The 24,334-nt window shown below is 36.9% G+C and carries 24 protein-coding genes and 2 tRNA genes; all 26 read left to right on the plus strand.

Annotated features, from left to right (window positions below; genetic code table 11):
• The first annotated feature begins 7 nt into the window (after positions 1-7).
• The 26 genes from spoVT (at position 8) to lysS (ending at position 24,015) form a co-directional block, all read left to right on the plus strand.
• Entirely contained in the window at positions 8-544 is a 537-nt protein-coding gene (gene spoVT / locus ACYVEC_RS11955) for a stage V sporulation protein T (protein WP_063222207.1), read from the plus strand.
• 217 nt (positions 545-761) lie between these two features.
• The gene (locus ACYVEC_RS11960; RefSeq protein WP_063222208.1) at positions 762-2,363 is read left to right on the plus strand and encodes a putative polysaccharide biosynthesis protein; all 1,602 of its coding nucleotides are present in this window, start codon (positions 762-764) and stop codon (positions 2,361-2,363) included.
• 12 nt (positions 2,364-2,375) lie between these two features.
• On the plus strand, positions 2,376-3,836 hold the full coding sequence (gene yabN, locus ACYVEC_RS11965) for a bifunctional methyltransferase/pyrophosphohydrolase YabN (protein WP_098556927.1): 1,461 nt from the start codon (positions 2,376-2,378) through the stop codon (positions 3,834-3,836).
• Positions 3,837-3,850: 14 nt separating this feature from the next.
• Positions 3,851-4,126 (plus strand): RNA-binding S4 domain-containing protein, encoded by a 276-nt coding sequence (locus tag ACYVEC_RS11970; protein ID WP_001234876.1) that lies wholly within the window; start codon positions 3,851-3,853, stop codon positions 4,124-4,126.
• A 79-nt stretch (positions 4,127-4,205) separates the two neighbouring features.
• Complete coding sequence (gene yabP, locus ACYVEC_RS11975; RefSeq protein ID WP_206772775.1) at positions 4,206-4,493, plus strand: sporulation protein YabP; 288 nt, start codon at positions 4,206-4,208, stop codon at positions 4,491-4,493.
• Positions 4,490-5,143, plus strand: a complete 654-nt coding sequence (gene yabQ, locus ACYVEC_RS11980; protein WP_060629185.1) for a spore cortex biosynthesis protein YabQ — start codon at positions 4,490-4,492, stop codon at positions 5,141-5,143. The genes yabP and yabQ overlap by 4 nt, the downstream gene beginning before the upstream one ends.
• Complete coding sequence (divIC, locus tag ACYVEC_RS11985; protein ID WP_001208737.1) at positions 5,140-5,499, plus strand: cell division protein DivIC; 360 nt, start codon at positions 5,140-5,142, stop codon at positions 5,497-5,499. Before yabQ ends, divIC begins: the two co-directional genes overlap by 4 nt.
• A gap of 87 nt (positions 5,500-5,586) precedes the next feature.
• Positions 5,587-6,072 (plus strand): S1 domain-containing RNA-binding protein, encoded by a 486-nt coding sequence (locus ACYVEC_RS11990; protein ID WP_000021451.1) that lies wholly within the window; start codon positions 5,587-5,589, stop codon positions 6,070-6,072.
• A gap of 160 nt (positions 6,073-6,232) precedes the next feature.
• Positions 6,233-6,306 (plus strand) — tRNA-Met (locus ACYVEC_RS11995).
• A gap of 13 nt (positions 6,307-6,319) precedes the next feature.
• Positions 6,320-6,391: transfer RNA gene (locus ACYVEC_RS12000), tRNA-Glu, on the plus strand.
• Positions 6,392-6,650: 259 nt separating this feature from the next.
• Positions 6,651-9,122: a stage II sporulation protein E gene (spoIIE, locus tag ACYVEC_RS12005; protein ID WP_063222210.1), complete on the plus strand. Its 2,472-nt coding sequence runs from the start codon at positions 6,651-6,653 to the stop codon at positions 9,120-9,122.
• Between the two features lie 382 nt (positions 9,123-9,504).
• Positions 9,505-10,935 (plus strand): tRNA lysidine(34) synthetase TilS, encoded by a 1,431-nt coding sequence (tilS, locus tag ACYVEC_RS12010; RefSeq protein WP_063222211.1) that lies wholly within the window; start codon positions 9,505-9,507, stop codon positions 10,933-10,935.
• Positions 10,932-11,474, plus strand: coding sequence for a hypoxanthine phosphoribosyltransferase (gene hpt, locus ACYVEC_RS12015; protein WP_000981838.1), 543 nt, complete (start codon positions 10,932-10,934; stop codon positions 11,472-11,474). Before tilS ends, hpt begins: the two co-directional genes overlap by 4 nt.
• Positions 11,475-11,559: 85 nt before the next feature.
• On the plus strand, positions 11,560-13,461 hold the full coding sequence (gene ftsH, locus ACYVEC_RS12020; protein ID WP_063222212.1) for an ATP-dependent zinc metalloprotease FtsH: 1,902 nt from the start codon (positions 11,560-11,562) through the stop codon (positions 13,459-13,461).
• Positions 13,462-13,685: 224 nt separating this feature from the next.
• Positions 13,686-14,474 (plus strand): type III pantothenate kinase, encoded by a 789-nt coding sequence (locus tag ACYVEC_RS12025; protein WP_063222213.1) that lies wholly within the window; start codon positions 13,686-13,688, stop codon positions 14,472-14,474.
• A gap of 6 nt (positions 14,475-14,480) precedes the next feature.
• Entirely contained in the window at positions 14,481-15,356 is an 876-nt protein-coding gene (gene hslO / locus ACYVEC_RS12030) for a redox-regulated molecular chaperone HslO (protein ID WP_460506596.1), read from the plus strand.
• Between the two features lie 113 nt (positions 15,357-15,469).
• A complete protein-coding gene (cysK, locus tag ACYVEC_RS12035; protein ID WP_063222215.1) occupies positions 15,470-16,393 on the plus strand; it encodes a cysteine synthase A in 924 nt (307 codons plus the stop codon).
• Between the two features lie 219 nt (positions 16,394-16,612).
• On the plus strand, positions 16,613-18,010 hold the full coding sequence (gene pabB / locus ACYVEC_RS12040) for an aminodeoxychorismate synthase component I (protein WP_063222216.1): 1,398 nt from the start codon (positions 16,613-16,615) through the stop codon (positions 18,008-18,010).
• A 5-nt stretch (positions 18,011-18,015) separates the two neighbouring features.
• Complete coding sequence (pabA, locus tag ACYVEC_RS12045) at positions 18,016-18,603, plus strand: aminodeoxychorismate/anthranilate synthase component II (RefSeq protein ID WP_275719631.1); 588 nt, start codon at positions 18,016-18,018, stop codon at positions 18,601-18,603.
• The gene (gene pabC / locus ACYVEC_RS12050) at positions 18,597-19,469 is read left to right on the plus strand and encodes an aminodeoxychorismate lyase (RefSeq protein WP_063222218.1); all 873 of its coding nucleotides are present in this window, start codon (positions 18,597-18,599) and stop codon (positions 19,467-19,469) included. The genes pabA and pabC overlap by 7 nt, the downstream gene beginning before the upstream one ends.
• Entirely contained in the window at positions 19,444-20,304 is an 861-nt protein-coding gene (folP, locus tag ACYVEC_RS12055; protein ID WP_063222219.1) for a dihydropteroate synthase, read from the plus strand. Before pabC ends, folP begins: the two co-directional genes overlap by 26 nt.
• Positions 20,305-20,667 carry a dihydroneopterin aldolase gene (gene folB, locus ACYVEC_RS12060; RefSeq protein ID WP_000358060.1) on the plus strand — a complete coding sequence of 121 codons (363 nt, stop codon included), beginning with the start codon at positions 20,305-20,307 and terminating at the stop codon, positions 20,665-20,667.
• A complete protein-coding gene (gene folK / locus ACYVEC_RS12065) occupies positions 20,664-21,179 on the plus strand; it encodes a 2-amino-4-hydroxy-6-hydroxymethyldihydropteridine diphosphokinase (RefSeq protein ID WP_063222220.1) in 516 nt (171 codons plus the stop codon). The genes folB and folK overlap by 4 nt, the downstream gene beginning before the upstream one ends.
• Positions 21,131-21,334: a helix-turn-helix domain-containing protein gene (locus ACYVEC_RS12070; protein WP_000387027.1), complete on the plus strand. Its 204-nt coding sequence runs from the start codon at positions 21,131-21,133 to the stop codon at positions 21,332-21,334. The genes folK and ACYVEC_RS12070 overlap by 49 nt, the downstream gene beginning before the upstream one ends.
• Positions 21,335-21,357: 23 nt before the next feature.
• Complete coding sequence (gene dusB, locus ACYVEC_RS12075; RefSeq protein ID WP_063222221.1) at positions 21,358-22,356, plus strand: tRNA dihydrouridine synthase DusB; 999 nt, start codon at positions 21,358-21,360, stop codon at positions 22,354-22,356.
• A gap of 159 nt (positions 22,357-22,515) precedes the next feature.
• Complete coding sequence (gene lysS / locus ACYVEC_RS12080) at positions 22,516-24,015, plus strand: lysine--tRNA ligase (RefSeq protein WP_063222222.1); 1,500 nt, start codon at positions 22,516-22,518, stop codon at positions 24,013-24,015.
• The last annotated feature ends 319 nt before the right edge of the window (positions 24,016-24,334 follow it).

A 24,334-nucleotide genomic window follows, 5' to 3' on the forward strand; every position in this document is an offset into this window, starting at 1 on the left:
CATTAGAATGAAAGCAACTGGAATCGTACGTCGAATTGATGATTTAGGCAGGGTGGTAATCCCGAAGGAAATTCGTAGAACTTTACGTATTCGAGAAGGAGACCCACTAGAAATATTTGTTGATCGCGATGGAGAAGTGATTTTGAAGAAATATTCTCCGATTAGTGAATTAGGTGACTTTGCAAAAGAATATACGGAAGCTTTATACGATAGCTTAGGACATAATGTGCTTGTATGCGATCGTGATTCTATTATCGCAGTAGCAGGCATATCTAAAAAAGAATACTTAAATAAAAGTGTTGGCGATTTAATTGAGAAGACAATGGAAGAACGTAAGTCTGTAATTATGACAGATGAAAGCGAAATTTCAATTATTGATGGAGTAACAGAAAAAGTTCATTCCTATACAATTGGCCCAATTGTTGCGAATGGGGATCCAATTGGGGCTGTTATTATCTTCTCTAAAGAGGCTATTATAAGTGAAATAGAGCATAAGTCAGTAAATACAGCAGCAAGCTTTTTAGCGAAACAAATGGAGCAATAAGGCTATATCGAATTTTAGAAGTAGCAATCTTTCCTAATTATGATATTTCTTCTTGAGAAATCAATTATTCGGAGATATATGTATATTGAATGAAGGTAGCGCTTTGCTACCTTTTTTCGTTGCACGAACGTATTATTACTCGTGTAGGTAAGGAAGTTTGTCCTTTTCTTTATGATATAATACGAGGGGTGAGAACAGAAAAAAGGAGTTTTCTTGTATGGAATCGAGGAAATATCAAGCCTTTTGGCGTGGGGCTATTATATTAACAATCGCAAGTTTTGTTACAAAGGTATTAAGCGCTTTTTACCGTATTCCATATCAAAATATAGCGGGTGATATTGGTTTTTATATTTACCAACAAATTTATCCGTTTTATGGATTTTGTTTAATTTTAGCCACTTATGGGTTCCCCATTATAATTTCAAAAATGGTTGCGGAACGATTAGAGCGAGGGAAAAAGCAAGAAGCAGAAGAAATTATTTGTGTATCTTTTTGGTTTTTATTAGGGATTGGTTTTATTGGCTTTTTTACATTGTTCTTTGGTGCCGAAGCAATTGCAACAGCCATGGGTGATATACACTTAGATAAGCTATTGCGTGTTATTTCATTTTCATTCATATTGATGCCGTTTTTATCTGTAGCAAGAGGGTATTTTCAGGGTTTTAATAATATGATGCCAACAGCTGTTTCGCAAGTGATAGAACAAACAATTCGTGTTTCTATTATTGTATTTTTATCTCTATTCCTCATTGCTCACGGATTTGATTTATATACAGTCGGTGCAGGTGCTATGTTAGGCTCAATCGCAGGCGGATTGATTGGGATTATCGTACTTGTACTTTATATGCGTCATGACTTTCGTTCCATATTCTTTAAAAGTGTAAAGAGAATTAAAGGGAAAAAGAGGATTATTAATATCCTGTTTTGGCAAGGACTGGCGATTTGTGTTAGTAACTTAGTGCTTATTTTTATACAAATGGCCGATTCTGTTTCCTTCTATTCGTTACTTATTGGGGCAGGAGAGCAAGCTGAAAGTGCAAAGGTATTAAAAGGTGTTTATGACAGAAGTATCCCACTTATGCAATTAGGTACTGTCGTGACAACTTCTTTCTCGTTGTCGCTTATTCCAATTATTACAGCGGCGAAGGAAAGAGGAGATCTTACCTTTATTCGAGAAAAGGTAAAGTTAGCAATGAAAATAACATTTGTTATCGGATTTGCGGCGGCCATTGGATTAACTTGTATTATTCAACCTACGAATATTATGTTGTTTGAAAATAGTGATGGATCAGATGTTTTATCCATTTTATCTTTATCTATTTTATTTAGTTCATTGTCGATTACAACTGCTTCTATTTTGCAGGGGTTAGGACAAACATTACAGCCAGCGATATTCGTTATATTTGGAGGTTGTTTAAAGTTAGCTTTAAACTATATGTTAATGCCGTATTTTGGTGTAAAGGGAGCTGCAATTGCAACACTAGTTGCGTTATTTGTAATTTCTTTGCTAAATAGTGCATTACTTATGCGAGCTGTATCGGAATCGCTTATCGATAAACGGAATATGTTAGGTGTAGTTATTAGTGGTATCGGTATGGGATTTGTATTAATAATGTTTATGCGTGTATTGCAAATGTCTGGATTAGTAATTGATACAGAACATAGAGGGATTGCGACACTTGAGGCGTTGTTAGGTGTAGCTATCGGTGGATTAACATATGTGTTTTTAATTTTAAAATTACGTGTATTTACAAAAGCGGAAATAGGAACCGTTATGAAAAAAGAGAAAAAAGAAGGTTCATTGAAGAAGAGTGGATAGAGGTGGCAGGTTGTGAGTGGAATCATTACTATTTTAGGATTAGGTGCTGGTGAGTTAGATCAGTTAACGATGGGTGTATATCGGAAAATAAAAGAAGCAGATCACATGTTTGTTAGAACGAAGGAACATCCCGTTATAGAAGAGTTGGAGAAAGATGGTATACAATATACAGCCTTTGACAATATATATGAAGCACATGATACATTTGAAATTGTATATGAAACAATTGCGAATACATTGCTAGAACAAGCTGAAGACACAGAAATCATCTATGCCGTTCCAGGGCACCCGCTTGTAGCGGAAAGGACGGTTCAGCTACTTTTGGAAAAAGGCGAAGCAGCGAATGTTGAGGTGCGAATTGAAGGTGGACAAAGTTTCCTTGACCCTATGTTTGCAAGTCTTAAGATTGATCCGATTGAAGGATTCCAATTAATTGACGCCACATCATTTGAAAGAGGACAATTAGAATTACGTCAACATTTAATCTTTTGCCAAGTTTATGACGCATTCGTTGCATCAGATGTGAAATTAACATTAATGGAGATGCTACCAGATGATTACGAAGTGTATATCGTAACAGCTGCAGGGACTTCATTTGAACAAGTTAAAAAGGTACCGTTGTACATGTTAGATCATGAAACCGAGTTGAATAATTTAACGAGTGTGTACGTACCACCAGTTCAGGAACGTGCGTCCTTGTATCAACAGTTTGATGTGCTTAGAGAAATTATTGCAGACCTTCGTGGACCAAATGGTTGTCCGTGGGATAAACAGCAAACACATCAATCTTTAAAGAAGTATTTAATTGAGGAAGCTTATGAAGTGTTGGAAGCAATTGATGAAGAGGATGATGATCACTTAGTAGAAGAACTGGGTGATATATTATTACAAGTTATGTTGCATGCCCAAATTGGAGAGGACGAAGGTTGGTTCTCTATAGATGATATTATTCGAACTTTATCTGAGAAAATGGTTCGTCGCCATCCGCATGTATTCGGGAATACGGATGTAAATAATGCCGATGAAGTAATTGCCAATTGGGAAGAAATTAAAAAACAGGAAAAAGGATTCGTGAAAGAATCTGTTTTAAATGGAGTTCCAAAGAGTTTACCACAGTTACTACGCGCTTATGAAATTCAGAAAAAAGCTGGTAAGGTTGGTTTCGATTGGGTTGAAGTACAACCGATGATAGAGAAAGCCTTAGAAGAATGGCAAGAGTTCCAACAAGAAGTTACAAACATGGATGAGGCGAAGATGTTAGGTGAATTTGGCGATTTACTATTTGCGTTTGTTAATATAGCTCGTCATTATAAAATAGATCCAGAAGAGGCGTTACGTTCAACTAATGAGAAATTCGTTGGTCGTTTCTTATTCATGGAAGCAAAGGTAGCTGAAATGAATAAAGAGATGCAAGATTTATCATTAGAGCAGTTAGATGTTTTATGGGAAGAGGCAAAACAAACAGAGCTTTAATAGGGGGATTTAACATGCGTCTAGATAAGTTTTTAAAAGTATCACGTTTAATTAAAAGAAGAACATTAGCGAAAGAAGTGGCTGACCAAGGAAGAATATCAATTAATGGTCAAGTGGCAAAAGCGAGTTCAGATGTGAAAGTAGCTGATGAATTAACAATTCGTTTTGGGCAAAAAATAGTAACTGTAAAAATAAACGAATTGAAAGAAACGACAAAAAAAGAAGATGCAGCAAATATGTATAGCTTAGTTCGTGAAGAAAAAGTAAAGGCTGAAGAAGGCTTGTTCTAAAATCAATTATCTCTTCATACATTACTATTAGCTAGTATAAATGTATGGGGGGATTTACGTGAATAATGGTTACTCACCTATGTCTTCTAATCAACAAAATGTTTCTGTAGAGCATGATATTATTATGCGTGGCAGGCGTGTAATTGATATTACCGGTGTAAAGCAGGTAGAGAGTTTTGATAGCGAAGAGTTTTTACTTGAGACTGTAATGGGCTTTTTAACAATTCGTGGTCAAAATTTGCAAATGAAAAATTTAGATGTAGAAAAAGGTATTGTATCGATTAAAGGGAAAGTTCATGAGATGCTGTATATTGATGAGAATCAAGGGGATAAAACTAAAGGCTTCTTTAGTAAGTTGTTTAAATGAGTCTAACAATTCAGTTGTATACGATGCTCTCAATGATTGGAATGGGTGCTTGGATTGGAGCGTCTTTAGATACCTACCAACGATTTTTAAAGCGTCAAGAACGTAAACGTTGGCTTGTATTTATACATGATATACTATTTTGGATTGTCCAAGCATTATTCGTTTTTTATGTATTGCTTCTTGTAAATGAAGCTGAACTACGTATATATGTATTTTTAGCATTATTATGTGGTTTTGCGGCATATCAAAGCTTATTGAAAGCAGTATATATGAGACTGTTAAATTTTCTCATCTATATTTTTGTGCAAACAACACACTTTTTTGTTCAAATTATACAGCTACTCATGATAAAACCTGTTATTATTATAGCGCAGCTATTTATTGCATTTATATTATTCTTATTTCGTATACTGCTTTCAATTGGACATGTGTTATGGAAAATGGTGATTTGGATATTACTTTTCATATGGAAAGTTTTTTTCTGGCCTGTTCGATTTATTGCTTCGCTCATATGGAAACTTCTCCCTAATCGTGTTAAACTTTTTATAATGAAACATGTAGGGTTCCTGCAATATGTAGCAAAATTGAAGGGACATATCTTCCAATTATGGGAGCGTATAAAAAAGAAGTTAGGGGGACCTCGGAAATGAGGGAACTGAGACAAAGAACAATCGAAAAACAGAGTCCAAATCCTGTTAAAGAGCATATAATACAAACGGATGAGAACAGGAAGCGACTTTATCGCCGTTTAGCGGTTTTTCTTGTCTTTGCTTTTACAATTATTGCGAGTATTAGTGTAACGTTTTATCAACAAAACAGTTCCATTAGAGCAAAAGAAGCAAAAGTTAAGGACATGAAAAAAGAACTGGATTCATTAACGAATAAAGAAAAGAGTCTAAAAGACGAAGTTCAAAAGTTAAATGATGAAGAGTACGTATTAAAGATTGCTAGAAGGGATTATTTCTTCTCTGGAAAAGGGGAGATAATTTTTCCTGTTTCTAAGTAGAGTATGTCTTATTGACACTATATTTTAGGATTATATATAATAAAGTAAAATTTGACTTTTTAACCACTAAGGAGGAGCATTTTTTTTATGTCAATCGAGGTAGGCAGCAAGTTACAGGGTAAAGTAACAGGTATTACAAATTTTGGGGCTTTTGTGGAGCTGCCAGAAGGCTTAACGGGTCTAGTTCATATTAGTGAAGTTGCTGATAATTATGTGAAAGATATTAACGATCACTTAAAAGTGGGCGACCAAGTAGAAGTAAAAGTTATTAACGTTGAAAAAGATGGTAAGATCGGTCTATCTATTAAAAAAGCGAAAGAGCGTGAAAAAACAGAAGGAGATCGTCCACGTGGTGAATACCAACGCGGTGGCGATCAACAACGTTCTGGACGTCCACAACGTAATAATCGTTCTTTCAACAGAGATAACCGTGGCGGTGGTAACGACCGAGCTCCAAAAGAAACATTCGAGCAAAAAATGGCACGTTTCTTAAAGGATAGCGAAGATCGCTTAACTTCTTTAAAACGTAACACAGAATCTAAACGTGGTGGCCGTGGCGCACGTCGCGGATAATCAGAACGTTTAATTCTTAGCATATAGAGAGGTGCCCAGGGCAATTGCTCGGGGTGCTTTTTTATATGTGAAAATATATTTTTAAAAAAGTTTTCAAGATATGTTGACTTTAAATTATATCTGAGGTAAGATACTAATTGTCCGTTAAATAAGACGACATGGCGGTGTAGCTCAGCTGGCTAGAGCGTACGGTTCATACCCGTGAGGTCGGGGGTTCGATCCCCTCCGCCGCTATATTTCATTTAACGGCCCGTTGGTCAAGTGGTTAAGACACCGCCCTTTCACGGCGGTAACACGGGTTCGAATCCCGTACGGGTCATCTAAAAAGATCATGCAAATTTGCATGATCTTTTTTTGTTAAATAAATTAAGACATACGATGCTTCTACAAAATCACCCTATATTTTCTGAATGTTCAATTAAAAATTTAAGGATAAATTACATACCGTGTATATATGTAGAGTTATTTCGAATAAAAAGTCGAACGATTATAAAAGTGAAAACTGTTGTTTTGACAAAAATCCCAATAATCATCTTTTATAATGACAGTAATTAAACTATGCAGGTGGTGTTAAAAATATGCCTAAAGCAGGAAGGAATACTATGAATACAAGTGCATTGGCAATGAATGAGAGTCAGCTTGGAGCAGTAAAGTGGACGAGTAAGTTGCGAATGAAGTTTGAGCAAGTTTTCTTTAGATGGGGATTTATTATTGTTGTTATTGGTTTTCTTTTGGGACGAGCATATATATTAACAAACATTTTACCGTTTGCACTACCGTTTTTTGCTGCTGTTTATGTTATGAAGCGGGATAAAATGCCGCTCGCGTTCTTGGCTCTAATGGGAGGCGCACTTTCAGTTTCGATAGATAATTTATTCTTTACCTTTGCATCTATTTTTACTTTCTTCATTTATAATATCTTCTTTAGTCGATTTACACGTAAAACTGTTGGTCTTGTTCCATTCCAAGTATTTATCTCCGCATTAACCGCACATTTAGTTGTCGTATATTTTGCACAACAAACCGTCACCATGTACGATTTGCTAGTTAGTACGATTGAGGCAGGGCTTAGCTTCGTATTAACTATGATATTTTTACAAAGCGTTCCGCTTTTAGTAGAAAGAAAAGGTAAACAGCAAGCGTTAGAGACAGAAGAAATCGTTTGTTTAATTATATTACTAGCATCTGTTTTAACGGGTACAACAGATTGGTTTGTATATGATGCTTCTATTCAACATATTTTTACTAGGTATTTAGTGCTCGTGTTTGCATTTATCGCGGGGGCCGCTACAGGATCTACAGTGGGGGTTGTAACTGGATTAATATTAAGTTTAGCCAATGTCTCCAGCTTATCTCAACTTAGTCTGTTAGCCTTTTCTGGGTTGCTTGGTGGTTTATTAAAAGAAGGGAAGCGCTTAGGTGTTAGTTTAGGTTTATTAATTGGGACGAGCTTGATTACGTTATATGTAGACAAGCAAACAAACATTGTGACAACCTTAATTGAATCTGGTGTGGCGATTGCTTTCTTCTTATTAACACCGAAACTTGTTATGGATCGTATTGCTAAATTTATGCCAGGCACACAGGAACATTCGCAAGATCAACAACAGTATTTAAGAAGGATGCGTGATGTTACAGCGAATAAGATTAATCAATTTGCCAATGTATTTGCTGCTTTATCTAATAGCTTTTCTGTATATGGATATGTCGAGGAGGAAGATAAAGAGACAGAGGCAGATTTGTTCTTAAGTACAATTACTGCAAAAACATGTCAAACATGCTTTAAAAAGGACCAATGCTGGGTAGTTAACTTCGACAAAACGTATGATTATATGAAACAAATAATGAGCGAAACGGAAGAGGGGACGTTGCAGCATAATCGGAAGTTAGTTCGTGAATGGGACAAGCATTGTGTGAGAGGGAAGAAAGTGACGGATTTAGTAGCGGGCGAATTAGATCACTTTTATGAGGGGCAAAAATTACGAAAACAAATGAAGGAAAATCGTAGAATAGTAGCAGAGCAACTATTAGGTGTATCAAAAGTTATGGAAGATTTCGCTAAGGAGATACAAAGGGAACGAGAAAATCATCAAGTACAGGAAGAACAGATTCTGCAAGCGTTTCGTGATTTTGGTGTAGAAATAGAGCATGTTGATATTTATTGTTTAGATAGAGGGAGTATTGATATTGAAATGTTGATTCCAGTTGCATCTAATGAACATGGGGAATGTGAAAAGTTAGTTGCGCCGATGCTTTCTGATATTCTAAAGGAAAACATTGTTGTTAAACATGAAGAAAAATCTTCTTATCCGAACGGCCATAGCTTAATATCATTTGGTTCAGCAAAAACGTATTCTCTTGATACAGGCTTGGCCACAGCTGCAAAAGGCGGTGGGTTTGTTTCGGGTGATTCTTACGCGATGATGGATTTAAGTGTTGGTAAATATGCGCTTGCAATTAGTGATGGTATGGGAAATGGGCAAAGAGCTCATATGGAGAGTAAAGAAACGGTAAAATTATTACAAAAAATACTTCAATCAGGCATTGATGAGGAAATAGCGATTAAGTCTATCAATTCTATTCTTTCCTTAAGAACAACAGAAGAGATGTTTACGACGTTAGATTTAGCTATGGTAGATTTGCGGGATGCGAATGCGAAATTTTTAAAGATTGGATCGACGCCGAGTTTTGTTAAACGCGCAAATAATATTTTGAAAATTGAGGCAAGTAATCTACCAATGGGGATTATTGAGGATGTTGAAGTTGATGTAGTGGGTGAACAATTAAAAACGGGCGATATTCTTATTATGATGAGCGATGGGATTTTTGAGGGAGCACAACATGTGGAGAATCACGAACTATGGATGAAGCGGAAAATTAAAGAGTTACAAACCGAAGATCCGCAAGAAATTGCTGATATCATCATGGAAGAGGTGATTCGCTCTTGTGATGGTTATATAAATGACGATATGACCATTGTTGTGGCGAAAGTGAAGAAAAATATGCCGAAGTGGGCTACGATTCCAATTGTAGGAGTGCAGGCACAATAAGGTGAAACCCTAATCAGTGGGGGGCTTTATCTCCCGCTGATTATTATCCTTCACCAATCGGGCTTTTATGGGCAGCCTGTCCCATCTAACTTCTTTTTTTTTACTGAATTTTGAGTTGGGGGTCTTACTGTCCACAAATAGCGGGATAAATTTGAAGAGTGATGTTTTTCTATCGCTGTTTCTTTCTAAAAACCTAGGTAAATGCCTAGGTTTTTTTTCTTTAAAAGATAATGTTATTATTTTTGTGAATATGTACGGAGGATGTAAGATAAAAATGTAATTTTTGTATATCTTTTTTTTGCACAATGTTTGTAAAAGTTGTACCATTATAAACAAGGTAACTAACGTTGCTGTTCTTGTTTAATGAAAGGTGATTACGAAGTTGAAAGATACATTTGTTGAAAAGGTAGATGACTTTGTAAAGCAGCATGATGTATTAAAGGAACGTTCAACAATTGTTGTAGGTGTTTCAGGTGGTCCTGATTCTTTGGCTCTTCTACATTATTTGTTAGAAAAAAGAGCAGCAAAACGGTTTGAAATTGTAGTGGCACATGTGGATCACATGTTTAGAGGTGATGAATCTCATGAGGACTTACGGTTTGTGCAGGACCTTTGTAAAGGACTGGGAGTTATTTGCGAAACGATAAGGATTAATGTGTCGCAATATCAACAGCAATACGGGATGAATGCACAGGTTGCTGCTAGAGAATGCAGATATGCATTTTTGGAAAGAATAATGAAGAAATATGATGCGAGATATGTAGCTCTTGGACATCATGGTGATGATCAAGTGGAGACGATTTTAATGCGTCTTGTACGAGGGAGTACTCCGAAAGGGTATGCAGGAATTGCGGTGAAGCGTCCTTTTCATAATGGGTATTTAATTAGGCCGTTACTTGGAGTAACGAAGGAAGAAATTGTTGATTACTGTAATAAGCTAAAAATAATTCCTCGTATAGATCCGAGTAATAAAAAGGAAGTATATACAAGGAATCGATTACGTAAATATGTTCTTCCTCATTTGAAAGAAGAAAATTCACAAGTGCATGAGAAATTCCAAAAATTTAGCATGCAGATGCAAGAGGATGAGGCGTATTTGCAGGAATTAGCTTTTGAGAAAATGAATAAAGTAATTACAAAAAAAAGTGATAAACAAATTAGCTTATCAATTCCTGCCTTTGAATCCATGTCTATGCCTTTACAAAGAAGAGGGATTCAACTAATATTAAACTATCTTTATGAATATAAGATTCCATCTTCTCTTTCCTCTATACATATTGACAAAGTGATTGAGTTTTTTAAGCGGACACAACCTTCGGGTTCACTTGATTTCCCAGGTGATTTAAAAATTGTTCGCACATACGAGGAGTGTAGCTTTGGATTTAAACAAGAAATTGTTTCTCCTTTTTTACAAGATTTATCAGTGCCCGGGACAATTACGCTATCGAGCGGGGATAAACTTGTAACAGAGGTGAGCGAAGATATACCAAGTAACATGAATGAAACAGTATTTGTTGCTAAGTATAATGATATATCATATCCACTTCGTATTCGTTCTAGAGAAAATGGAGATCGCATGTCAATACAAGGTATGAATGGCACCAAAAAGATAAAAGCTATTTTTATCGAAGCGAAAGTACCAAGAGAAAAAAGAGAAGAATGGCCGGTCGTTTGTGATGCAAGTGGGAATATTATTTGGTTACCCTTGTTGAAGCGATCTGCATTTGCTATCTCGAAAGAGAAGGCAAAGAAGGATAAATATGTGATTATTCACTACAAAAGCAAGGAGTCTTCCGGGAGGATAATGAAATGATGAATCAAGATATCGAAAAAGTATTAATTTCTGAAGAGCAAATACAAGAAAAGGTGCTCGAATTAGGCGCAATTATTGCAGAGGATTACAAAAACACAGTACCTCTTGCGATTGGTGTACTAAAGGGTGCAATGCCATTCATGGCAGATTTATTAAAGAGAACAGATACATATCTTGAAATGGATTTTATGGCTGTATCTAGTTACGGTCACTCAACTGTTTCAACAGGCGAAGTGAAAATTTTAAAAGACCTTGATACTTCTGTAGAAGGTCGCGATATTTTAATCGTTGAAGATATTATTGATAGCGGTCTTACGCTAAGTTACTTAGTGGACCTATTTAAATATCGTAAAGCGAAGTCTGTAAAAATCGTTACGTTATTAGATAAACCGACAGGCCGTAAGGTGGATTTGAAAGCGGATTATGTTGGATTTACTGTACCGCATGAATTTGTTGTAGGATATGGATTAGATTATAAAGAGCAGTACCGTAATCTTCCTTATGTAGGAGTATTAAAACCAAGCGTTTACTCAAATTAATTAAATACAGGCGTCACAATTGTATAGGAAATTTTTTCTATGTTACGATTTACTATAGTGTTTATGCCGTGAGAGGAGGTTAGGAATGAATCGTATCTTCCGTAATACCATCTTTTATTTACTGATATTCCTAGTAGTAATTGGAATCGTGAGCTATTTTAATGGTTCGACACAAAAAACGACATCAGTTAGCTACGATAAATTCATTACTAAACTAGAAAAAGGTGAAGTGCGTAATGTGCAACTTCAACCGAAAAATGGTGTATTTGAGGTAAAAGGACAATTTAACAACTCTAGCCAAGGAGAACAATTTGTTACTTATGCACCAAATACTGAGGAATTACAAAAGAAAATTAATGACAAAGCGCAAGGTGCTGAAGTTAAGTATCAACCAGCAGAAGAAACAAGTGCTTGGGTAACCTTCTTTACTTCTATCATTCCGTTTGTTATTATCTTCATTTTATTCTTCTTCTTATTAAACCAAGCTCAGGGCGGCGGTAGCCGTGTTATGAACTTCGGGAAAAGTAAGGCGAAGTTATATAATGACGAAAAGAAAAAAGTTCGTTTCAGAGATGTTGCTGGAGCGGATGAAGAGAAACAAGAGCTTGTTGAGGTAGTTGAATTCTTGAAAGATCCTCGTAAGTTCGCTGAAGTTGGAGCCCGTATTCCGAAGGGTGTTCTATTAGTAGGACCTCCAGGTACAGGTAAAACTTTACTAGCACGTGCTGTTGCAGGTGAGGCAGGCGTTCCGTTCTTCTCTATCAGTGGTTCTGATTTCGTAGAGATGTTCGTCGGTGTCGGTGCATCACGTGTACGTGATTTATTCGAAAACGCAAAGAAAAATGCTCCTTGTATCATTTTTATTGATGAAATTGATGCGGTAGGACGTCAACGTGGCGCAGGTCTTGGTGGTGGCCATGATGAGCGTGAGCAAACGTTGAACCAATTACTTGTTGAAATGGATGGATTCGGTGCAAACGAAGGTATTATTATCATCGCTGCGACAAACCGCCCTGATATTCTTGACCCAGCGTTATTACGTCCAGGTCGTTTTGACCGTCAAATTACAGTAGATCGTCCAGATGTAAATGGCCGTGAAGCTGTACTGAAAGTACATGCTCGTAATAAACCGCTTGATGAGAATATCAACTTAAGAGCAATCGCAACTCGTACGCCAGGATTCTCTGGTGCCGATCTTGAAAACTTATTAAACGAAGCTGCTTTAGTGGCTGCACGTCAAGATAAGAAGAAAATTGATATGAGTGACATTGATGAAGCAACGGATCGTGTTATTGCAGGTCCAGCTAAGAAAAGTCGTGTTATCTCTGAAAAAGAACGTAATATCGTTGCTTTCCATGAAGCGGGCCATACTGTAATTGGTGTTGTTCTTGATGAAGCTGATGTCGTTCATAAAGTAACAATTGTCCCTCGTGGTCAAGCTGGTGGATATGCAGTAATGCTTCCGAAAGAAGATCGTTACTTCATGACAAAGCCAGAGTTACTTGATAAAATCACTGGTTTACTTGGTGGTCGAGTAGCTGAGGAGATTGTATTTGGTGAAGTGAGTACAGGTGCTCACAATGACTTCCAACGTGCGACTGGCATTGCAAGACGTATGGTTACGGAATTTGGTATGAGTGATAAGCTTGGACCAATGCAATTTGGTAGCTCACAAGGTGGTCAAGTGTTCTTAGGAAGAGACTTCCATTCAGAACAAAACTACAGTGATGCAATTGCACACGAAATTGATGTGGAAATGCAAACGATTATGAAAGATTGTTATGCTCGTGCAAAACAAATTCTTACTGAAAATCGTGATAAACTAGATCTTATCGCGAAAACATTACTTGAAGTAGAAACGTTAGATGCAGAGCAAATCAATCATTTATGTGATTACGGCAGATTACCAGAACGTCCAACATCTTCATCTGATGTGAAAGTAAACATCAACATGAAGAAGGACGATGAAGATACAGAAGATAAGTAAGAGATGAAGGAGTGACGATAGTCACTCCTTTTTTATTTGTGGAACGAAGTGAAGTGGAAAAAGAATTTAAATAAAACTGGTATTAAAAATTGAAATAGAGAGTCATCTTTTTGTAAAATGATGAGGATAGAAAAGCTGATTATATAAGTATGTGTGATATGATGTTTTTATAAGTTTTATACATACTGCACAAATATAGATTAAATAAGATAAGTGGTGAGAATATGATTTTTGTATTGGATGTAGGGAACACAAATGCTGTGCTAGGCGTGTTTGAAGAGGGGGAACTTCGTCAACATTGGCGCATGGAAACAGATCGTCATAAGACCGAAGATGAATATGGAATGCTTGTAAAGCAGTTGCTTGAGCATGAGGGTCTTTCGTTTGAAGATGTGAAAGGTATTATCGTGTCTTCAGTCGTACCACCAATTATGTTTGCTTTAGAGCGCATGTGTGAAAAGTATTTTAAAATTAAACCGCTTGTAGTAGGTCCTGGAATAAAAACGGGACTAAATATTAAATATGAGAATCCACGTGAAGTAGGCGCGGACCGAATTGTAAATGCAGTAGCAGGAATCCACTTATATGGAAGTCCGCTTATTATTGTCGATTTTGGTACGGCTACTACATATTGTTATATTAACGAAGAAAAACATTATATGGGTGGAGTTATTACGCCAGGAATTATGATTTCAGCAGAGGCCTTATATAGTAGAGCGGCAAAACTTCCTCGTATTGAAATTACAAAACCAAGCAGTGTTATTGGGAAGAATACAGTAAGTGCCATGCAATCTGGTATTCTTTATGGGTATGTTGGACAAGTGGAAGGTATCGTCAAGCGCATGAAAGAGGAAGCTAAACAAGAACCGAAAGTTATTGCAACAGGTGGATTGGCGAAATTAATTTCAGAAGAATCGAATGTAATTGATGTTGTAGATCCATTTTTAACATTAAAAGGTTTATATATGTTATACGAGCGTAATGCAAATTTACAGCATGAGAAAGGTGAATAAATACGTATGAAAGATTATTTAGTAAAAGCATTAGCATTTGATGGAGAAGTGCGTGCGTATAGTGTACGCACAACAAACACAGTAAGTGAGGCGCAAAGACGTCATGATACATGGAGAACAGCTTCAGCAGCGCTTGGTCGTTCTTTAACTGCAGGTACAATTATGGGTGCAATGTTAAAAGGTGACCAAAAGTTAACGATTAAGGTAGAAGGAAATGGTCCGATTGGTCCTATCTTAGTAGATGCTCATGCAAATGGGGATGTACGTGGTTATGTAACAAATCCACATGTGGACTTTGAAGGAACGGAACAAGGGAAATTACGTGTATATCAAGCGGTAGGTACAGAAGGTTTTATAACAGTAATTAAAGATATTGGTATGCGTGAGCCGTTTATCGGTCAATCTCCAATCGTTTCGGGAGAACTAGGGGAAGACTTCACGTATTATTTTGCAGTTTCTGAGCAGACGCCTTCTTCTGTTGGTGTCGGTGTTCTTGTAAATGGAGATGACAGCGTATTAGCGGCAGGTGGATTTATCCTTCAAATTATGCCGGGCGCACAGGAAGAAACAATTTCATTCATTGAAGATCGTTTACAAAAAATCCCTCCTGTATCAACATTGATTGAACAAGGTCTTTCTCCAGAAGAGCTACTATATGCAGTTCTTGGAGAAGATAAAGTAAAAGTATTAGAAACGATGGATGTTCAATTTAATTGTACATGCTCACGCGAACGTATTGAGAGTGTGTTAATTAGTTTAGGTAAAACAGAGTTAGAGCAAATTTGTGAAGAAGAAGAAGAGACAGAAGTTCATTGTCATTTCTGTAATGAACGATACAAGTTTTCTAAAGAGGATATTACAAATTTAATTGAGAATTTGTAATAAGGGAATTAAGAGGGACAATCCTCCAAATAGATTGACAAACAGGGAATTTTCTGACAAAATCTAAATATAGATAAAACCAATAAAAATACTCGGTGTTAGGAGTGACAGGAATGCGAGTGGCACAATCAGTTTCAGAATTAATCGGGAAAACGCCGATCGTTAAGTTGAACCGCATCGTAGAATCAGACAGCGCAGATATATATTTGAAATTAGAATTTATGAATCCGGGGAGCAGTGTTAAAGATCGTATTGCGTTAGCTATGATTGAAGATGCTGAAAAAAAGGGATTATTAAAAGAGGGCGATACAATCATTGAGCCAACAAGTGGTAACACAGGAATTGGCTTGGCGATGGTAGCAGCTGCTAAAGGATATAAGGCAATTTTAGTAATGCCAGAAACAATGAGTGTTGAACGTCGTAATTTATTACGTGCTTATGGCGCTGAATTAGTATTGACTCCAGGGCCTGAAGGAATGGGCGGAGCAATTCGTCAAGCGACTGAATTAGCAAAAGAACATGGCTACTTTATACCGCAACAGTTCAAAAATCAATCAAATCCAGAAATTCATCGTTTAACAACAGGTCCAGAAATTGTTGAACAAATGGGTGACCAATTAGATGCGTTTATTGCAGGTATTGGTACAGGTGGAACGATTACTGGTGCTGGTGAAGTACTGAAGGAAGCGTATAAAGATATTAAAATTTATGCAGTAGAACCTGCGGATTCACCAGTATTATCTGGTGGGAAACCAGGTCCACATAAAATCCAAGGAATTGGGGCGGGATTTGTTCCAGAAACATTGGATGTAGAAGTATATGATGAAATTGTTCAAGTAAAAACAGAGCAAGCATTTGAATATGCAAGAAGAGTGGCTAAAGAAGAAGGTATTTTAGTGGGCATCTCTTCAGGAGCAGTTATTTATGCAGCGACAGAAGTTGCGAAAAAATTAGGTAAAGGGAAAAAGGTACTTGTTATTATCCCAAGTAACGGTGAACGTTATTTAAGTACACCACTTTATCAATTTGAGTCTTAATTATATATGATTGAAAAAGCATCCTTGAAAAAGGATGCTTTTTCTTTTTGGATTGGAAATAGGAAAAGAGTGAATGACTAGAAAACTTCATGTAAAATAAGAGGTAGTATAATTAATTTATTTTCACTAGCCTTCGAGTATAACCGATCTATATACATAACGAATGTAGTTGAGGTGGTTAATCTAAGAGGGTGGGATAAAAGAAGACGGGGTGTTGATATGCAACGAAGAAAATCTTTAGCGCTTTCTATTCCATATCAGTTAGATTTCTTTAAGCAATATAAATTTCTTTCTAAGGATAAGCCGCAACATATTTTGTTAGAGAGTGGACGTGGCGGTCGTTATAACATTGTGGGATTAAACCCAGTAGCGGTAATCCGAGGAAAGGGTGAAGCGTTACATATAAGCGAAAGTGGTAAGGAAACAATAAAGCAAGGGAACCCATTAGATCTAATGCAGGAATATATGGAGCGATGGAAAACAGACTATAATCCGGAGTACCCGCCTTTTCAAGGTGGTGCAATTGGTTACTTTAGTTATGATTGCATCCGTTATATTGAAAAACTTCCTTCTCTTGCAGAGGATGACATTAATATACCTGATATATTCTTTTTATTATTTGATGATGTGTTTGTGTATGATCAAGAAGAAAAAGTACTATGGATTATTACGCATTATGTAGATAAGCATGAAGAGGCAAAAGAGCGATTAAATGAATGGAAGATTCTTTGGGCGACAGAAGCGCCGGAAGTGACTATACCATTTGCATGCCCTGAAAAGAAAAGTGAAGCAGTTGCTTTTACTGAAGAAAGCTTTATGAAGGCGGTTGAATGTATTCAAGAATATATTGGGGCTGGTGATGTGTTCCAAGTAAACTTGTCGACAAGACAAGAGAGAACGTTACAAACACACCCGCTAGAAATCTATACAAGTCTTCGTGAAATTAATCCATCTCCATATATGGGTTACTTGGAGCTTGGGGAGTTTCAAATTGTTAGTGGATCGCCAGAGTTGCTAATTAAGAAAAAAGGAACTGAAGTAAGTACAAGACCAATTGCCGGAACAAGATCTAGAGGGGCGAATGAGCAAGAGGATGAAGAATTAGCAAGAGAATTAATTGAGAATGAAAAAGAAAGAGCAGAGCACGTCATGCTTGTGGATTTAGAACGAAATGATTTAGGGCGTGTTTGTAAATATGGCACTGTAGAAGTAGATGAATTTATGGTAATTGAGAAATACTCACATGTTATGCATATTGTTTCTAATGTGCGTGGTGAGGTGGAAGAAGATAAAGATGCTTTTGATTTAGTGAAGGCTGTATTCCCTGGGGGAACAATTACTGGTGCCCCGAAAATACGTACGATGGAAATTATTGAAGAATTAGAACCTGTTCGCCGAGGGATTTATACAGGTTCAATTGGTTGGATTGGTTATTCTGGAGATACGGAATTAAATATTGTGATTAGAACACTTCTTGCTAAAGATGGAAAAGCGCATGTACAAGCAGGAGCGGGAATTGTAATTGATTCAAATCCGGAAAATGAATATAAAGAGTCGTTAAAAAAGGCGATTGCTTTATGGCGTGCAAAAGAATGTAGTGAAGAAACGGTTAGGTGAGAGAAATGATATTAATGATTGATAATTATGATTCTTTTACATTTAATTTAGTGCAGTTTCTTGGAGAACTGGGACAAGAGCTTGTTGTTAAACGTAACGATGAAGTGACTATTTCAGATATTGAGAATATGAAACCAGACTTTTTAATGATTTCGCCAGGCCCATGTAGTCCGAATGAAGCGGGCGTTAGTATGGAGGTTATTCAACACTTTGCCGGAAAGATTCCGATTTTTGGGGTTTGTCTTGGGCATCAATCCATTGCACAAGTGTTTGGTGGGGAGGTAGTTCGTGCAGAGCGATTGATGCATGGGAAAACATCGCTTATGCATCATGACGGAAAGACGATTTTCTTGGATATTCCTAATCCATTTACCGCGACGCGCTATCACTCACTTATTGTTAAGAAAGAAACGTTACCTGATTGCTTAGAGGTAACATCTTGGACTGAAGAAGAGGAAATTATGGGGCTTCGCCATACAACCTTACCAATTGAAGGTGTACAGTTCCATCCGGAATCTATTATGACTTCTCATGGGAAAGAGTTGTTGCAGAATTTCATTCGTACATACAGTCCGAGTGTGACATCATGTTAATTTACGTAAATGGTGAGTATGTAGAAGCGAGTGAAGCGAGAATTTCTCCGTATGACCATGGTTATTTATATGGTCTTGGAGTTTTTGAGACGTTTCGTATCTATAATGGTCATCCTTTCTTGTTGGATGATCATTATGACCGTTTAATAGGTGCACTGGATACATTGCAAATTAAATGGACAATGACGAAAGATGAAGTACTGCTTATTTTGAGGAATTTACTCGTTAAGAATGAATTAGAGCATGCCTATGTACGTTTTAATGTATCGGCGGGTATAGATGAAATTGGATTGCAAACGGAAATGTATGAAGAGCCGTCTGTTATTGTTTTTATCAAACCTTTAGCAGCCCCAGGAGATGTAGTGGAAAAAGAAGGGGTTGTTTTAAAGCAAGTGCGAAATACACCAGAGGGTGCGTCTCGTTTGAAGTCTCATCATTATTTAAATAACATTTTAGGAAAACGTGAAATTGGAAGTGTTTTGAATAAGGAAGGTATTTTCCTTACTGAAACAGGTTATGTTGCAGAGGGTATTGTTTCGAATCTCTTTTTTGTAAAAGGTGATATTCTATATACACCTTCGTTAAAAACGGGGATTTTAAATGGTATCACTCGTGCGTTTATTATAAAAGTTGCTGAAGAACTAGGTATAGAAGTAAAGGAAGGTTTCTTTACAAAAGAAGAATTACTTTCAGCTGATGAAGTCTTCGTAACAAATTCGATTCAAGAAATTGTTCCGCTTAATCGTATAGAGGGGCGAGATTTCCCGGGTAAAGTAGGGATGGTTACAAAAAAGTTTATGAATCTTTATGAAATGCAGAGAGAGAAATTGTGGAGCAGAAATGAATTACGAAGAGGAGATGTGTAGTTTGAAGTGGGATTATGATTTGCGCTGCGGCGAATATACATTGAACTTAAATGAAAAAACTTTAATTATGGGGATTTTAAATGTAACGCCAGATTCGTTTTCTGATGGTGGGAGTTACAACGAGGTAGAGGCTGCGGTGCGCCATGCAAAAGAAATGCGAGATGAGGGTGCTCATATTATTGATATCGGTGGAGAATCTACTCGCCCGGGCTTTGCTAAGGTATCGGTGGAAGAAGAAATAAAACGAGTTGTGCCGATGATTCAGGCAGTTTCAAAAGAAGTGCAATTGCCTATTTCTATCGATACGTATAAAGCTGAAGTTGCAAAACAAGCAATAGAAGCGGGTGCTCATATTATTAATGATATTTGGGGAGTGAAGGCGGAACCGAAAATCGCTGAAGTTGCAGCTCATTATGATGTACCTATCATCTTAATGCATAATCGCGATAATATGAATTATCGTAATTTAATAGCTGATATGATTGCTGATTTATATGACAGTATTAAAATTGCTAAAGATGCTGGCGTGCGAGATGAGAATATTATTTTAGACCCAGGTATTGGTTTTGCTAAAACACCTGAACAAAACTTAGAAGCGATGCGTAATTTAGAACAGTTAAACGTACTAGGTTACCCAGTTCTCTTAGGTACTTCAAGAAAGTCCTTTATTGGGCACGTGCTAGATTTACCGGTAGAGGAACGTCTTGAGGGAACGGGAGCTACCGTTTGTCTTGGTATTGAAAAGGGTTGTGAGTTTGTTCGTGTTCATGATGTGAAGGAAATGGCACGTATGGCTAAGATGATGGATGCAATGATTGGTAAGGGGGTAAAGTAATTGGATAAAATTTATATTCATGATATGGAGTTTTATGGTTATCATGGTGTATTCCCAGAGGAAAATAAATTAGGCCAGAGATTTAAAGTGGACTTAACGGTGGAATTGGATTTGAAACAGGCAGGAGAAAGTGATGACTTAGAGCAGTCTGTCAATTATGGAGAGCTTTTCGAATTATGTAGGAAAGTTGTTGAAGATAGAACGTATAAGCTTGTAGAGAGTATTGCTGAAAATATTGCTACAGATATATTAAAACAATATGAGAGTATTTCAAGATGTACGATAAAGGTAATTAAACCAGATCCACCGATCCCGGGACATTATCGTGCTGTAGCAGTAGAAATTACGAGAGAACGTCCATGAATAATATAGCTTACATTGCATTAGGTTCAAATATCGGAGAACGTTATACGTATTTAACTGAAGCGATTCAGTTTTTAAACAAAAACCCGTATATCCAAGTTAACGATATTTCATCTGTATATGAAACAGAACCAGTTGGCTATACTGACCAAAGTTGCTTTTTAAATTTAGTTATAAAAATTTCTACCAATTTATCACCGCAAGAATTATTGAAGGTTACACAAAGAGTAGAGAATGATTTAGGAAGAAAAAGGGAAATTAGGTGGGGTCCGAGGACCATCGACCTTGACATTTTGCTATATAATCAAGAAAATATTGAAGCAGAGAATCTTATTGTTCCGCATCCGCGGATGTTCGAAAGAGCTTTTGTTATCGTTCCGTTGTTAGAGATTAATCAAGATATAAAACAAAACATTTCACGTTCACAAGTAGAAGAAATGAAAAGGCGAGAGGGAGTAACGGTATGGAAGCAGAAAAATGGGGAAGACGCATTCGAGCTTTTCGAAAGCTAAAAGGTTATACGCAAGAAGGCTTTGCAAAAGAGTTAGGGGTATCTGTATCTGTTTTAGGTGAAGTTGAGAGAGGGAATCGATCGCCTTCCCAAGATTTTGTAGTGGAAGTTGCTAAAGCATTAAAGGTCTCGATAGATGAGTTAATGCCAAAGTGACTATGAAGGAAGGAGTAAGTCGAGTGTTAAAGATCGCAAATATTGAGATGAAAAATCCAGTTGTATTAGCACCGATGGCGGGAGTGTGTAACTCTGCATTCCGTTTGACAGTAAAAGAATTCGGTGCAGGTCTAGTTTGTGCCGAAATGGTAAGTGATAAGGCAATACTACTGAACAATAAAAGAACATTAGATATGTTATATATCGATGAGAGAGAAAAGCCATTAAGCTTACAAATTTTTGGTGGTGAGAAAGAAACCCTTGTAGATGCTGCGAAATACGTAGATAAATATACGACAGCAGACATCATTGATATTAATATGGGTTGCCCGGTACCCAAAATTGTTAAGTGTGATGCAGGAGCGAAGTGGCTTTTAGACCCAAATAAAATATATGAAATGGTAGCGGCAGTTGTAGATGCTGTAGAAAAGCCAGTTACAGTTAAAATGCGTATTGGTTGGGATGAGGATCATATTTTCGCAATCGAGAACGCAATAGCTGTTGAACGTGCTGGTGGACAAGCGGTAGCAGTTCATGGACGTACACGAGTACAAATGTATGAGGGAAAAGCGGATTGGGATATTATTAAACAAGTAAAGCAAGCTGTAAACATCCCGGTTATCGGAAATGGTGATGTCGCAACGCCACAAGATGCAAAGCGTATGCTTGATGAAATTGGTGTAGATGGTGTTATGATTGGTCGCGCTGCACTGGGAGATCCGTGGATGATTTATCGTACGGTAAAGTATTTAGAGACAGGTGAACTAATGCCGGAACCGACAGTGCGTGAGAAAATTGACGTATGTATGTTGCATCTAGATCGTCTTATCGATTTAAAGAATGAAAATGTCGCTGTAAGAGAGATGAGAAAGCATGCAGCTTGGTATTTAAAGGGTATTCGTGGTAATGCAACTGTACGTAATGGTATCAATGCTTGTAATACGCGTGAAGACCTTGCGAATGTACTAGGTGCATTTGTAGAAGAAGTAGAAGCAAAACAACAAACAATTCACGTTGGTTAATAATAGATAGGGAAGATTGACATTCTTCTATACACTTCCTATAATTACGTGAAAGAAAGAAGAGCTGCCAGTTAGTTGCTGGCAGTTTTTCTAGTTGAGTAGAAAATGCTATACTGTATATATTGTAAAAATTAATAGAGCTGGAGTGATATCAATACCATGGATAACATGAACCACGAAGAATTAAATGACCAATTGCTTGTTCGTCGTGAAAAGCTACATAACTTACGTGAGCAAGGAATTGATCCGTTCGGTAAACGATTTGAACGTACAAATGCAACAAATGACTTATTAAGCTTATATGGGGAGTTCTCTAAAGAAGAATTAGAAGAGAAAGAAATCTCTGTTTCTATCGCTGGTCGTATTATGACAAAACGCGGTAAAGGAAAAGCTGGATTTGCACATATTCAAGATTTACATGGACAAGTTCAAATTTATGTTCGTAAAGATGCCGTTGGAGATGAAGAGTACGAATTATTTAAAACGGCAGATTTAGGTGACTTAGTAGGTATTGAAGGTAAAGTGTTCAAAACGAACGTTGGAGAACTTTCAGTGAAAGCAACGGGCTTTACGCTATTAACGAAATCTCTTCGTCCATTACCGGATAAATATCATGGATTAAAAGATGTTGAACAACGCTACCGTCAACGTTACTTAGATTTAATTACAAGTATGGAAAGCCGTGAAACATTCGTTACTCGCAGTAAGATCATTCGTGAAATGAGAAGATACTTAGATGATAACGGTTATCTTGAAGTGGAAACACCTATGATGCATGCAATTGCGGGTGGAGCTTCTGCGCGTCCTTTCATTACGCACCATAATGCGTTAGATATGGAATTATATATGCGTATCGCAATTGAACTTCATTTAAAACGCCTAATTGTGGGTGGGTTAGAAAAAGTTTATGAAATTGGTCGTGTATTCCGTAATGAGGGTGTATCAACTCGCCATAATCCTGAGTTTACGATGATTGAATTATACGAAGCGTATGCTGATTATAAAGATATTATGAAACTAACAGAAAATATGGTTGCTCATATTGCGAAGCAAGTACTAGGTACAACAACAATCCAATATGGTGAGTATGAAATTAATCTAGAACCAGAATGGACACGTCTTCATATGGTAGATGCAATTAAGGAACATTCTGGAGCGGATTTCTGGAATCCAATGAGTGTAGAAGAAGCGCGTGAACTTGCAAAAGAACATAATGTAGATATTAAGGATACAATGGAAGTTGGTCATATTATAAATGAATTCTTCGAACAAAAAGTAGAAGATAAATTAATCCAACCAACATTTATTTACGGTCATCCGGTAGAAATTTCACCACTTGCGAAAAAGAATGACGAAGATCCACGATTTACAGATCGTTTCGAATTATTTATCGTTGCACGTGAACATGCAAATGCATTCACTGAGTTAAATGATCCAATTGATCAGAAAGAACGTTTTGAAGCGCAATTAAAAGAACGCGAACAAGGTAATGACGAAGCTCACATGATGGATGATGATTATATCGAAGCTCTTGAGTATGGTATGCCTCCTACAGGTGGACTGGGAATTGGTATTGATCGTCTTGTTATGTTATTAACGAATGCGCCATCTATTCGTGATGTATTATTATTCCCTGCTATGCGTCATAAACAAGACTAAGCTTTGGAGATTTCTCCAAAGCTTTTTTTATTTGAGTATGAGTTGCCTAGAGGTAGTAAATCTTGATAGTGCGAAAAATTATATTTATATAGAAGAAAAGTGCTGTTTTTATACCTTTTTACTAAGTTAAAAATTTTATTAGAAAAACTATTGCATTTTAATAATCAAACTGGTATATTTATATTCGTTGCCACGAAAGGTAACAAGCAAAACAAACGAAAAACAACTTATCGAAAAAAGTTGTTGACGAAAATATAACAAAATGTTATATTAATAAAGTCGCTTCTGAGCGACGAAGAAGTTCTTTGAAAACTGAACG

This window comes from Bacillus sp. MN7755, from assembly GCF_054771475.1.

Bases quoted from the DNA above. Each gene is read 5' to 3' on its own strand.
- spoVT (WP_063222207.1), top strand. From the start codon at position 8: ATGAAAGCAACTGGAATCGTACGTCGAATTGATGATTTAGGCAGGGTG.
- ACYVEC_RS11960 (WP_063222208.1), top strand. From the start codon at position 762: ATGGAATCGAGGAAATATCAAGCCTTTTGGCGTGGGGCTATTATATTA.
- ACYVEC_RS11970 (WP_001234876.1), top strand. From the start codon at position 3,851: ATGCGTCTAGATAAGTTTTTAAAAGTATCACGTTTAATTAAAAGAAGA.
- yabP (WP_206772775.1), top strand. From the start codon at position 4,206: ATGTCTTCTAATCAACAAAATGTTTCTGTAGAGCATGATATTATTATG.
- yabQ (WP_060629185.1), top strand. From the start codon at position 4,490: ATGAGTCTAACAATTCAGTTGTATACGATGCTCTCAATGATTGGAATG.
- divIC (WP_001208737.1), top strand. From the start codon at position 5,140: ATGAGGGAACTGAGACAAAGAACAATCGAAAAACAGAGTCCAAATCCT.
- ACYVEC_RS11990 (WP_000021451.1), top strand. From the start codon at position 5,587: ATGTCAATCGAGGTAGGCAGCAAGTTACAGGGTAAAGTAACAGGTATT.
- spoIIE (WP_063222210.1), top strand. From the start codon at position 6,651: ATGCCTAAAGCAGGAAGGAATACTATGAATACAAGTGCATTGGCAATG.
- hpt (WP_000981838.1), top strand. From the start codon at position 10,932: ATGATGAATCAAGATATCGAAAAAGTATTAATTTCTGAAGAGCAAATA.
- ftsH (WP_063222212.1), top strand. From the start codon at position 11,560: ATGAATCGTATCTTCCGTAATACCATCTTTTATTTACTGATATTCCTA.
- ACYVEC_RS12025 (WP_063222213.1), top strand. From the start codon at position 13,686: ATGATTTTTGTATTGGATGTAGGGAACACAAATGCTGTGCTAGGCGTG.
- hslO (WP_460506596.1), top strand. From the start codon at position 14,481: ATGAAAGATTATTTAGTAAAAGCATTAGCATTTGATGGAGAAGTGCGT.
- cysK (WP_063222215.1), top strand. From the start codon at position 15,470: ATGCGAGTGGCACAATCAGTTTCAGAATTAATCGGGAAAACGCCGATC.
- pabB (WP_063222216.1), top strand. From the start codon at position 16,613: ATGCAACGAAGAAAATCTTTAGCGCTTTCTATTCCATATCAGTTAGAT.
- pabA (WP_275719631.1), top strand. From the start codon at position 18,016: ATGATATTAATGATTGATAATTATGATTCTTTTACATTTAATTTAGTG.
- pabC (WP_063222218.1), top strand. From the start codon at position 18,597: ATGTTAATTTACGTAAATGGTGAGTATGTAGAAGCGAGTGAAGCGAGA.
- folP (WP_063222219.1), top strand. From the start codon at position 19,444: ATGAATTACGAAGAGGAGATGTGTAGTTTGAAGTGGGATTATGATTTG.
- folK (WP_063222220.1), top strand. From the start codon at position 20,664: ATGAATAATATAGCTTACATTGCATTAGGTTCAAATATCGGAGAACGT.
- ACYVEC_RS12070 (WP_000387027.1), top strand. From the start codon at position 21,131: ATGGAAGCAGAAAAATGGGGAAGACGCATTCGAGCTTTTCGAAAGCTA.
- lysS (WP_063222222.1), top strand. From the start codon at position 22,516: ATGGATAACATGAACCACGAAGAATTAAATGACCAATTGCTTGTTCGT.